The sequence below is a fragment of the Xanthomonas sp. 3307 genome, from assembly GCF_014199735.1.
In the GTDB taxonomy this organism is placed as follows: Bacteria; Pseudomonadota; Gammaproteobacteria; order Xanthomonadales; family Xanthomonadaceae; genus Xanthomonas_A; species Xanthomonas_A rydalmerensis.
The window spans coordinates 243,665-255,154 of record NZ_JACHOG010000002.1; the positions used below are offsets into that span (position 1 = coordinate 243,665).

10 protein-coding genes and 1 pseudogene are annotated in these 11,490 nt (G+C 71.8%); all 11 read right to left on the reverse strand.

The window, feature by feature from the left end:
* Positions 1-7: 7 nt before the first annotated feature.
* Positions 8-787: a type II secretion system protein XpsN gene (gene xpsN / locus GGR64_RS05935; RefSeq protein ID WP_184644546.1), complete on the reverse strand. Its 780-nt coding sequence runs from the start codon at positions 785-787 to the stop codon at positions 8-10.
* 169 nt (positions 788-956) lie between these two features.
* Positions 957-1,598, reverse strand: a pseudogene (gene gspM / locus GGR64_RS05940) (type II secretion system protein GspM); the annotation flags it as partial.
* Positions 1,579-2,703 (reverse strand): PilN domain-containing protein, encoded by a 1,125-nt coding sequence (locus tag GGR64_RS05945; protein WP_160970284.1) that lies wholly within the window; start codon positions 2,701-2,703, stop codon positions 1,579-1,581. The pseudogene gspM and the gene GGR64_RS05945, both read right to left, overlap by 20 nt.
* Entirely contained in the window at positions 2,700-3,557 is an 858-nt protein-coding gene (locus GGR64_RS05950; RefSeq protein WP_184644548.1) for a type II secretion system protein GspK, read from the reverse strand. Before GGR64_RS05950 ends, GGR64_RS05945 begins: the two co-directional genes overlap by 4 nt.
* Positions 3,554-4,207, reverse strand: a complete 654-nt coding sequence (locus GGR64_RS05955; RefSeq protein WP_160970280.1) for a type II secretion system protein J — start codon at positions 4,205-4,207, stop codon at positions 3,554-3,556. The genes GGR64_RS05950 and GGR64_RS05955 overlap by 4 nt, the downstream gene beginning before the upstream one ends.
* Positions 4,204-4,620, reverse strand: a complete 417-nt coding sequence (locus GGR64_RS05960; RefSeq protein ID WP_184448413.1) for a prepilin-type N-terminal cleavage/methylation domain-containing protein — start codon at positions 4,618-4,620, stop codon at positions 4,204-4,206. The genes GGR64_RS05955 and GGR64_RS05960 overlap by 4 nt, the downstream gene beginning before the upstream one ends.
* Entirely contained in the window at positions 4,617-5,066 is a 450-nt protein-coding gene (locus tag GGR64_RS05965) for a GspH/FimT family pseudopilin (protein ID WP_039726527.1), read from the reverse strand. Before GGR64_RS05965 ends, GGR64_RS05960 begins: the two co-directional genes overlap by 4 nt.
* 78 nt (positions 5,067-5,144) lie before the next feature.
* A complete protein-coding gene (gene gspG, locus GGR64_RS05970; protein WP_048492274.1) occupies positions 5,145-5,582 on the reverse strand; it encodes a type II secretion system major pseudopilin GspG in 438 nt (145 codons plus the stop codon).
* Between the two features lie 557 nt (positions 5,583-6,139).
* Positions 6,140-7,354 (reverse strand): type II secretion system F family protein, encoded by a 1,215-nt coding sequence (locus tag GGR64_RS05975; RefSeq protein ID WP_160970274.1) that lies wholly within the window; start codon positions 7,352-7,354, stop codon positions 6,140-6,142.
* 121 nt (positions 7,355-7,475) lie between these two features.
* Positions 7,476-9,206 (reverse strand): type II secretion system ATPase GspE, encoded by a 1,731-nt coding sequence (gspE, locus tag GGR64_RS05980; protein ID WP_184644550.1) that lies wholly within the window; start codon positions 9,204-9,206, stop codon positions 7,476-7,478.
* Positions 9,207-9,486: 280 nt separating this feature from the next.
* Positions 9,487-11,382, reverse strand: coding sequence for a S8 family peptidase (locus GGR64_RS05985; RefSeq protein ID WP_184644552.1), 1,896 nt, complete (start codon positions 11,380-11,382; stop codon positions 9,487-9,489).
* Between the last annotated feature and the right edge of the window lie 108 nt (positions 11,383-11,490).

An 11,490-nucleotide genomic window follows, 5' to 3' on the forward strand; every position in this document is an offset into this window, starting at 1 on the left:
TCACTCTTCAAGGGTTCTGACCTGAGGGGTTGTTCTGGCGCTGTTGCTGCAATTGCCGGCGCCGCGCTTCGATCCGCTCGCGGATGGCCTGCAGCTGCTCCGACGAGGGAGCCGGCGACGACGGCGCGGGTGCGCTCGGGGTCGGTGCCTGGTTCGGCACCGGGTTGGGGGCGGACTGGGTCGGCGGGCGCGGCGCAGTGGCGTTGGACTGGCCGTTGGGCGCGGACGCAGGCGGCGGCATCTGCCCTTGCCCGGCAGCCGCGCGCCCGGCCTGGCCGAGCACGGTCGGCGGTTGCCCGCCCTTGCCGTCGAACACCTTCAACTCCAGGGTCTGGGTGCCGCCGCTACCGCTGACCGTGGCCTGGCGCGGCGCCAACGACAGCAGCCGCCAGCCCTGCACCGCGGCGCCGCCTTCCTGCAGGCGCAGCGATTCGCCCTGCTCGGTGGTCAGCGTCGCCATCTTGAAGCCGTCGGTGAGCAGCACGCCGGTCAGGCGTACGTTGGGCGCGGCCGATTGGCCGCTGTCGGCGCTGAGGAAGAACGGATGCGGGCGGCGGTCCTCGGCGAACACCGGGCGCGCGGCGATCTCCCCGTACTGGGAGAAATCGCCCAGGCGCTGCGTGCTCGCCGCGGGCAGGCCCGGCAGCCGCTGCAGCATGGACGGATCGTCGGGCAGGGGCGCCACGCGCTCGCCGAGCCCGCCCAGGCCCAAGGCCCAGACCAGCAGCCCCCACAGCGCCAGCGTGCCCAGCCACACGGTGCGCAGGCCCATCGCTTCAATTCGCATGGCGGCCCTCCACCTGTTGCGGCAGGTCCGCCGGGGCGGCATTCGCGGCGCCAGGCGTGCCCGGCAGGTTGGTCGCGCTGGGCGCGGCCTGCGGCGCTGGCGCGGCAGCCGGCTCGCTCGGCCCGGCACCGGCGGAACCGCCAGCGTTCATCACCGGCGTGGCCGCGGCGGGTGCCGCCGCTGCAGCCGGGTCCGGCGTGGCGGACGCCGGCGGCGCCGGCATCGCGTTGGGACGCAGGTAGCCGGCCAGTTCGAAAGCCACGTCCAGGCCGTTGCCGCTCTCGCCCGGCGAGAGCTGGTAGCGCTGCGCCATCACGTTGAGGTTGTCGACGAACAGCGCCGGCGTGCCGCTCTCCAGCGCATGCAGCACGGCGGCCAGTTCCGGCGTGCCGCAGCGCAGGCGCACCTGCACCGCGACGCGGGTGAAGCGGTCGCTGCGATTGTCGGCGGCCAGCGGCGAGCGGTTGCTGATCGCGCAGCTGCGGTTGCCGGGGCTGGCCGTGGCCACCGCGCTTTCCAGGCGCTGCACCAGGCCGGCCGAGGCCAGCTCGGCCGAGGTCTCGCGCAGGAAGCCCGGGCGCGTGGCCAGTTCGCGCTGCGCCTGCTGCAGCCGTTGCGCCACCTGCGGCGCCTGCTGCAGCTGCATGCGCACGCGCAGTTCGCGCTGGCGCAGTTCCTGGATCTGCGTATCGACCTCGCGCATCGGCACGGTCCACCACGGGTGCACTAGCACCAGGTAGCCCAGCGCCAGCGCCGCCAGCAGCAGCCCCAGCGCCAGCCAGCGGTCGCGCTTATCGACCTGCACCGGCATCGGCGGCCTCCTTGCGCTTGGTCCCGGCCAGTTCGGCGGTAAGGGTGAAACGGTCGCGGTGGCTGCCCGGGTCGGCCTGCAGTACGCCGGTCAGCGACGGCGTACGCCACAGCGGCGAGCCTTCCAGGCGCCCGACCAGCGACGAGGCTTCGCTGCTGAGGCCGATCAACTGCAACTGGTTGCCCTCGATCGAGAACTTCTCCAGATAGGTGCCCTCCGGCAGGCGCTTGCTCAGTTCGTTCCAGACCTCCACCGAGGCCGGGCGCTCGGCGCGCAACTGGTCGAAGAATGCGGCACCTTCGACTAGGTCGATCAGTTGCTGGCGCTGCGCGGCGACCGCGCGCGCACGCTGCGCGCCGTTGTCCACCTGCGTGCGCAGGTGCTCCAGCGCGTCGCGGCGGTTGTCCAGCAGTTGCCAGCCGGCCGCGCACAGCGCCAGCAACGCGGTGACGGCGAGGATCGCGTTCCAGCGCCGCATCGGGTCGGCGCGGCGGTGGCGCTGTTCCTGCGGCAGCAGGTTCACCCCCAGCGGCGCGCCATCGCTGCCGGCGACGTCGATGCCGGCCAGGGTCGGGCGCAGCGCGCCAGCGCTGGCCTGCAGGTCGTCCAGCACGCGGCGCGGTGCCACCACCAGTTCGGCGTCGAGCTGGGCGTCGTCGCGGCGGCCCTCGGCGCGCACGTCGTAGATCACTTGGTCGGCCTGGAACGGGGTCTGCCGGTCGATCTCGAACTTCACCACCTCGCGCAGGTGCTCGGCGGCCGCCGCCGGCAGCCGTAACCGGCGCTGCAGCGCCGCCTCGGCCGGCAACAGCCACACCCGCGGCAACGCCGCCAGGCGCGGCCCCAGCAATGCCTCCAGTTCGTCGGGCAGCAGCGGCCACGGCAGCGCCAGCGGCGCGCCCAGTTCGGACTCGACCTGCCGCGCCAGCATCAGCTGCTCGCCCTCGCGCCACAGCAGCAGCCGCGCCTGCGACCAGCCCAGTTGCAGCTGCCAGCGCGGCGGCAGCCACGCCATCAGCGAGCGCTGCCACCAGGCCAGCAGCCCGCCCGCACCGGGGGCGATGCGTACGCCAAGTTTGTCCATCGTGTCGCGCCACGCCGTCATCGCACCGTCGTTCCTTCTTCCCAACGCAACACAGTGTAGGCGGAGCCCGGCAGCGCCGACGAGCCTGGGCGCACCACCGCACGCAGCACGCCCTCGCGGCCATTGCCCAGCCGCGCCCGGCTTTCGATGCTGTAGGTGCCGCCACCGCCCATGCCGACCATGCCGAGCTGGGTCTGGTCGGTGCGTTCGCGCTGCGCCAGCACCTGCTGCGCGTCCAGGCCGAGCGCGGTCAGCACCGGCCCCGGCGCGAAGTCCGGCGTCGGCCGCGACACCCCACCGTACAGGGTCAGGTTGGGCAGCAGCTTGGCGTATAGCTCCGGGTCCATCCCCAGTACCAACTGCAGCTCGGCCAGGCTCTCGAACGGCGCGTCCTTGGCGCCGTAGGGCAGGCCGGCCGCGGCATAGTCCGGGTCCTCGGCGCCGTTGGGCTGGGTCAGGTTGTCCGGGTCGCGCCAGTCCACGATCGCCGCGGCGATGCGCTCGGCACGCTGCGGATCCTCGCCGACCGCGCGCACCAGCGCCGCCAGCAGCTGTGCATCGGCCATGTTCAAATCGACCTTGCCGCTCTCGTCGGTGACCCGCAGGTCGACCGTGGCGCCTTCGTACTGCCAGCGGTAGCGCCGCCCGTCGGCGCGCCAGCCCGGCTGGGTGGGGGTGCCGGCGAGCCGGGTCAGCGCGTATTCCAGGCCGGCGCGCGCGCGCTCCTGCGCCTCGGCGCCGTCGCCGAGCACCTTGCCTTGCAGGTTCTCGGTACGCGCGGTCAGCGCGAAGGCGCCGATCAGGGCGGTCAGCAGCGCGATCAGCCACAGCACCAGCACCAGGGCGGCGCCGCGGTCGAGACGTGCCGCGCTCATTGCCGCATCTCCGCGCCGCCGGCCTGGCGCAGCGCCACCACCAGCGGCGGCCATGCCGTGCCGTCGCCGCTGCGCAGTTCGATCGAGACCAGCAGCGGCAGCGTGTCGGTGCGCTCCCAGCGCTCCTGCCAGGGGCCGATGGTGCCGCGCTCCGGGTCCAGGCCGCGATAGCGGAAGCGCACCTCGCGCAGGTCGCGCGCCAGCGGCTCGGGCGGACGCGGCGGGGTCTCGGCCAGTTGCTTGCCGGCCTGCACCTGCACCAGCGCGATCGCCAGTTGCCGATGATCGCCGTCGCCGCTGACCCGCAGGTCGTGCAGATAGGGACCGCCGCGGCCGAGGTACTCGGGCAGATCGGCGACGAACTGCATGCGCTGCGGTTCGCCGACGAAGCGCACCGGCTGCAGGGTGTGCGTGTCGATGTCCAGTGGCAGCGACTGCGCGCCGCTCAGGCGCCGGCGCAGGAAACCCTCGACCGCGCGCATGCGTTCGCTACGGCCGGCGATCGCTTCGCCGCGGCCGCTGATCGCCATCGCCGAGCGCAGCGTGGCGAAGGCCAGGGTCAGGCCGCCAACCAGCAGCACTGTGGCCAGCAGCACTTCGATCAGGGTGAAGCCGCGCGCAGTGGCGCGGTGCGGCGCGCGCGCGTTCATTGCGGCACCCCGTTGCCTTGCGGGGCGACCAGGCGCAGGGTCTTCCACTGCAGTGCCTGCGCCGGCGTATCGCCCCAGCGCACCTGCAGGGTCAACTGCAGCAAGGTCGGCGCGCCGGGCGTCACCGCGGCATCGGGCGGCCGCCGCGGGTCGGCGTAGGGCGCCACGTCCAGGGTCCAGCGGTAGCGGCCCTCGTCCAGCGTGCCCTGGCTGCGCCCCGGCTGCAGCGGCTGCTCCACGCCCTGCGCCGCCAGCAGCGATTGCGCATACAGGGTGGCGCGGCTCAGTTGGTCGGCGCGCTGCACCTGGCGCGCGGCACCGGACAGCGAGCCCAACAGCAGGGTCAGCGCCAGCGCCAACAGCGCGAACGCCACGATCACCTCGATCAGGGTGTAGCCGCGCTGGCGGTTCATGGGCCCGCCTGGTCCGGTGCACGCCCGACCGTGACCTCGCCGGTCAGCCAGGTCACATCCACGCGCCAGCGCGCCTGGCGCGCCTGCAGGTCGATGCGCCCGCCGGTGGAGGCGCCGTCCTCGAAGAACTGGATCGCGCCCTCGCCGTCGCGGCGCTGCGCCTGGCGCGCACCGGTGAAGCGAATCGTCAGCGACGGCGGGATCTCGCCGTGGCGGCCGTTGGGCGCCTGCCAGCGGTGCGCCTGCGGGTCGATCAGGAAGCGCTGCGGCTGGCCGCTGGCGATCGCCTGGGTGCGGGTGTAGCGCAGTTGCGAGGCGATCTCCTTGGCCGCCGAGCGCAGGCGCATGCCGTCGATGCCGCCGGTCAGCACCGAGGCCGCCAGCAGCGCGGCGATCGCGATCAGGCCCACCACCAGCAGCATCTCCAGCAGCGACACGCCGCGCATGCGCGCACGCGCAGCCGGCGCGCACGCCGGCGCGCCGAAGCGCAGCGCGCCGGCAGGGGCCCGGATCACGGCGCCGGATCACTCGTACTTGATGTCGGCGTCGTAACTGCTGCCGCCGGGCTGGCCGTCCTTGCCCAGGCTGATCAGGTCGAACGGACGGCCTTCGCCGGGCACCTTGTACTCGATCGGGTGGCCCCACGGGTCGTTCAGTTCCGCCGGCTTGGCGTACGGGCCGAGCCAGCCGCTGACGCCGCCCGGCGCGGTGACCAGGTCGTCGAGCTTGGACGGCAGCTTGCCGGTATCGAGCTGGTAATTGTCGATCTTGCCGGCCATGGTCTGGATCTGCGACTTGGCTAGGTTGGCCTTGCCGCGATCGGCGCCGCCGAGCACGCGGCTGCCGACCAGGGTCAGCACCGCGCCGATCAGCACGATGACGATGATGATTTCCAGCAGGCTCATGCCCGCCTGGCGTGCGGCGGACGGGGAACGGGTGAGGGAGCGGCGGAGAGTGCGCATTGCATGGATCCTTGCGGTGGAAGACCTATGTAGCCGAACACGGTGACGATGGCAGCCGGCGCCGGCCGGCGGTACAGCGGCGCGTCACGCACGCCGTCACACCTGGCGGCGGAGGATCCGTGCCGCGCGCACGCACGGCCGCGGCCGGCATGCGCGGCGCCGCTGGCAATGGGACAGGGACGGCGGCGGAAGGTTCCCGGCCGGAAACGCGTGGCGTCACAGTCCGCGAGGGCCGCCGGAGGCCCGGCCATGGCCGGGCGTTCGGCGCCACATGCGCCATGGCGCGCCGCGCGGACGCACCAGGCAAGGCCGCTGCCGTCCATGGCGTCGCAGTGCCGGCTCCGGATAGACCGGCCCGGCCATCCATGGCCGGGCGTTCGGCCATGCGCGAACCGGTGGTTCGCAAGCGCATGGCCTCCTTCGATTCATTCGGCCGCTGCGCCAGACGCACGCGCGGCCATCCATGGCGCAACATCACGGGCGCCGGAACCACCGGCCCGGCCATCTCTGGCCGGGCGTTCGGCGCCACATGCGCCATGGCGCATAAGCGTGGCGCCTCACCCAATCGCATTGGTGAGGTCGTAGAGGGGGACGAGGACGGAGATGATCACCAGACCGACCACCGAGGCCAGGACCAGGGTGATCGCCGGCACCATCGCCGCCAGCAGGCGGTCGATGGCCTGGGCGGTCTCCTGCTCGAAGGTATCGGCGGTCTTCAGCAGCATGATGTCGAGCGCGCCCGATTCCTCGCCGACCTGGATCATCTGCAGCGCCAGGCGCGGGAAGCGCTTGCCCTTGGACAGCGACGCCGACAGCCCGTGGCCGTTCTTGACGTCGTCGGCAGCGGCACCGACGTCCGCCGTCAGCGCTAGGTTCGACAGCACGTTGCGGGAGATGCCCAGCGCCGCCAGCAACGGCACGCCGTTGCGCAACAGGGTGCCGAGGGTGCGGGTCAGGCGCGCCGTCTCCAGTCGCGAAATCAGCACGCCGACGAAGCGCTGGCGCAGCAGCCAGGCGTCGAAACTGGCGCGGAATGCGGGGTCGCGGCGCTTGCGGTCCACCGCCAGGAGGGTCACCCCGGGCACCACCAGCAGCACGATCCACCAGTCGCGCACGAACAGGCCCACGCTCAGCACCGCCTGGGTGAACCACGGCAGCGCCACGTCCAGGCTCTCGTACATCTGCGCGAACTGCGGCACCACGTAGCCGAGCAGGAACAGCAGCGCGCAGCCGACCACGCTGACCAGGATCGCCGGGTAGATCAGCGCGTTGATCACCCGCCCGCGCAGTTCGCGGCTGCGCTCGAGGTACTCGGCCAGGCGCTGCAGGGTGTCGTGCAGGCTGCCGCCGGCCTCGCCGGCGCGCACCATGTTGATGTACAGGCGCGAGAACAGCCCGTGCTGGCGCTCCAGCGCGGTGGACAGCGGCGCGCCGCCGCGCACCGCGTCGCGGATGTCGCCGACGGTGCGCTTGGAACGTTCGTCCTCGGGCAGTTCGAGCAGGATCGACAGCGCGCGGTCCAGCGGCTGGCCGGCGCCGAGCAGGGTCGCCAGTTGCTGGGTGAACTGCACCAGCGCCGCGCCGTCGAACGGCTTGGGCCGGAACAGCCCGCGCAGCGAAGTGCCGCCGCCCTCGGCGGCGAGCCGGGCCTGCATCGGCATGTGCCCCTGCTCCTGCAGGCGCAGCGCCACCTCCGCCTCGCTGGCGGCTTCCATCTGCCCTTCCAGGACCTCGCCGTGCGAGTCCAGGGCCTTGTAGCGATAGAGCGGCATCAGACGCGGGACCCGGGACGCGGGACCCGGGACCCGGAAAACAGCAATGCCGCATCGCGCGCGCGCCGACGCGACGCGCCGAACGAGCATGCGGGTGCGACGGACCTGCGCGGCAGCGACATCAGGTTTCCTCCGTCACGCGCAGCACTTCCTCGATCGTGGTCTGACCGCTGAGCGCCTTGCACAGGCCGTCCTCGTACATGGTGCGCATGCCGGCCTCGCGCGCCAGCTGCTCGATCTCGCCCATGCCGGCGTGACGCATCACCGCGCGCCGCAGCACGTCGTTCATCACCAGGAATTCCATGATGGTGGTGCGGCCGACGTAGCCGGTTGGCGCGATCGCCGAGGGCCGCGGGCGGTACAGGAAGATCTCGCCTTCCGGCTGCAGCCGGCGCAGTTCGAACTTCTCGATTTCCTCTGGCGAGGCCGCATAGCGCTCGGCATGGGTCGGCTCCAGTCGCCGCACCAGGCGCTGGGCCAGGATGCCGTTGATGGTGGAGGTCAGCAGGTAGTCCTCCACGCCCATGTCGAGCAGGCGGGTGATGCCGCCGGCGGCGTTGTTGGTGTGCAGGGTGGACAGCACCAGGTGGCCGGTCAGCGCGGACTGGATGGCGATGCGCGCCGTCTCCAGGTCGCGCATTTCGCCGATCATGATGATGTCCGGGTCCTGGCGCACGATGCTGCGCAGCGCATGCGAGAAATCCAGGCCGATCTGCGGCTTGGCCTGGATCTGGTTGATGCCCTCGATCTGGTATTCGACCGGGTCTTCGACGGTGATGATCTTGACGTCGGCGGTGTTGAGCTGGCTCAGCGCGGTGTACAGCGTGGTGGTCTTGCCCGAGCCGGTGGGGCCGGTGACCAGCAGGATGCCGTGCGGCTGCTCCAGCACCTTGCGGAACTGCGGCAGGAACGCATCGGTGAAGCCGAGCCGGTGGAAGTCGAACACCACGGTCTCGCGGTCGAGCAGGCGCATCACCACGCTCTCGCCGTGCGCAGTGGGCACGGTGCTCACGCGCAGGTCCAGTTCCTTGCCCTGCACCCGTAGCATGATGCGGCCGTCCTGCGGCAGGCGGCGCTCGGCGATGTTGAGCTTGGCCATGATCTTGACGCGGCTGATCACCGCCGCGGTCAGATTGGCCGGCGGGCTCTCGCCGTCGATCAGCACGCCGTCGACGCGGTAGCGCACCTTCAGCCGGCTCTCGAACGGTTCGATGTGGATGTCCGAGGCGCGCAGTTCCACCGCGCGCTGGATCACCAGGTTGACCAGGCGGATCACCGGCGCTTCGGAGGCCAGGTCGCGCAGGTGCTCGATGTCGTCGGCGGCGACGCTGTCGCCGTCGGCGGTTTCCACGATCGCGCCCATCGCGCTGCGGCCCTGGCCGAACCAGCGCTCGATCAGGTCGTCGATCTCCGAGCGCAGGCCGACCCGCGGCAGCACCTGCAGGCCGGTGGCCAGGCGCACCGCGTCGGCGGCATAGGTGTCGTGCGGATCGGCCATCCACAGTTCCAGCACGCCGTCGCGCTCGCCCAGCGGACACACATGGAACTGCTTGAGGAAGCGCAGCGACAGCGGCTGCGCCTCGGGCAGGCTCTCCGGCGCGGTGGCCGGCAATTGCTTGGCATCGAGCAGCGGCAGGCCCAGGACCTCGGCGCTGAGTTCGGCGTGGTCGCGCTCGGAGACCAGGCCCAGGCGCGCCAGCAGCGCCAGCAGGCTGCCGCCGGATTCGCGCTGCAACTGCCGCGCGCGCGCCAGGTCGCCGTCCTTGAGCCGGCCCTTGGCCAGCAACGCCGCGATGATGCGGGTTTCGGGCGTCTCCACGGCGACGGCAGTGTCCTTCACGAGCGCATTCACGCGATCCCTCCCAGATGACCGTGCGACTTTAGCAGTTCGGCATGACCCGACGCCGAATCCGGCCCGCTCCCCTGCCGCTGTCTACCGGGCGGCCAGGACGCGGGTGCAGGCAGGCCCGTCGCGGTCATCGGCCTGACATCCTGGCAGGACATGCTGGTCAGTCGCGTAACGCCCCATGGCGACCGCGGAGCAGGCCGCACGGCGCTGCCCCCAGACGCAGGAAACCCGGCCGCAGCCGGGTTTCCTGGAACCGCATGGCGCTTCCCTGCGCCGGGTGCGCTTACTGGCGCGCGACCAGGCTCACGCCGTTGTAGGCGCTCTCGCCGACCAGCTTGATGTAGTAGGTGCCGGCCTGCGGCGCGGTGAAGCGCACCGTCTCGTTGTTGCCCGGACGGGTGGACTTGGCGTCGGCGTTGCCGGTGCCCGGCTCCTTGCCGAAGCTGACATACAGCGACACGTTGCCGCTGCCGCCGTAGGTGAGGAAGCTCAGCACCGCACCGGCCTTGGCCTCGAAGCTGTACAGCACCTCGTTGCCCGCGGCACCGGCCAGGCCCGCCACCGCCACCTTGTTGGTCAGGGCGGTCGCCGGCGGCGCGCACTGCTCGGTGGCCGGATCGCACGGCTCTTCCAGCGCCTTGGCCAGGGCGGCCTTGGCGTCGACGATGCCGGTCCCGATCGGGGTACTGGACGGGATCGACACCGGGAACGGACGCGCGGTCTGCTTGAGCAGCGTCTCCAGCGCCGCCGGGGTCAGCGGCGCCTTGCCCGCGGCGATCAGCGCGCTCTGCACCAGCGCACCGACCGCGGCCACGTGCGGCGAGGCCATCGAGGTGCCGCCCAGGCCCATGTAGGTGTAGCTGCCGGAGGTGGGCGTGGTCGCACCGTTGTACCCGTTCTGCCAGATGTAGCCGCCCGGGTTGCCGTCGACGCTGCCGCCGCCGCCCGGACCGGACAGGTCCACCTTGGCGCCGTAGTTGGAGTAGTAGGTGATGCCGCCGGTGATGCGGGTTGCGCCGACCGCGATCACGTTGTCGCAGCTGGCCGGGCTGAAGTTGGCGGCATTGGCGGTGCTGTTGCCGGCGGCCACCACCACGGTGGTACCGCGCGACACCGCACCGTTGATCGCCTCCTGGGTGGCGCTGTCGCAAGCGCCGCCGCCGCCCAGACTCATGTTGATGATCTCGGCCGGGTTCTGGTTGGCCGGCACGCCGGACACGGTGCCGCCCGAGGCCCAGATGATGGCGTCGGCGATGTCGGAGGTGTAGCCGCCGCACTTGCCGAGCACGCGCACCGGCAGCACGGTGGCGTTGGGCGCCACGCCGGCCATGCCGATGCCGTTGTTGGTGGCTTCGGCGACGGTGCCGGCGACGTGGCTGCCGTGCCAGGAGCTGTCCTCGGCCACCGAGCCGGCGTAGCACTCGTTGTCGTTCTCCACCCAGTCGCCGTAGTCCAGCGCGCCCGGCACGCGGGCATCGGTCGGACGCCGCGAGGTCGCCGCGTCGGAGATGAAGTCGTAGCCCTGCAGCAGGTTCACCGCCACGTCCGGGTGGTTCGGCAGGATGCCGGTATCGAGCACCGCGACCACCACGCCGTCGCCCTTGGACACATCCCACGCGGCCGGCAGGTTGATGCCACCGGTGGCGTTGCTGTAGTGCCACTGGTACTGCGCGTACAGCGGATCGTTGGGCACCAGCTGCGGCTGCACCTGCGAGGCGGCCCGCAGCACATCGACCGGGCGCAGCTTGGCGTCGACCTGCGCGTACTTCAGCGTCGGGTCGGCGGCGATCTCCGCCACCACCTTGTCCAGGTCGGCCTTGCTCAGCTTGCCGGTCAGGCGGATCAGGTCCGCGCCGATGCCCAGGGTGCGCACGTACTCGGCGCGCACGCTGGCCGCGGCCGCGCGCGAGATGCCGTTGCCGCCGCCGAGGCTGGCGCGGCCCACCGCCGACTGCACGGTCGACAGCTTGGCGCTGCGGTCGCTGGCCGCGGCGGTGCCGGCGTTGTAGCGCACCAGGATGCGGTTGGAGGTCACCGCATCGGCCGGCGCGGACCTGCCCGGTTCCTTGACCGGCAGCGGCGCCGAAGCGCTGGCCGCGATCGCGCTCGAGGCTCCCAGTGACATCGCCAGCATGGCGGCGGCGATGGCATTGATACGAAGGTTTTGCTTGTCGATCACGTTGACGTCCTCTTCAAAGTTTCGTGGATCAGGCGACAGTTGCGGCCGTAAAACTCCCTCTACCGAATCCGTTGGCCGGCCCAGCCAAGGTCCTGTGGTCTGCCCCCT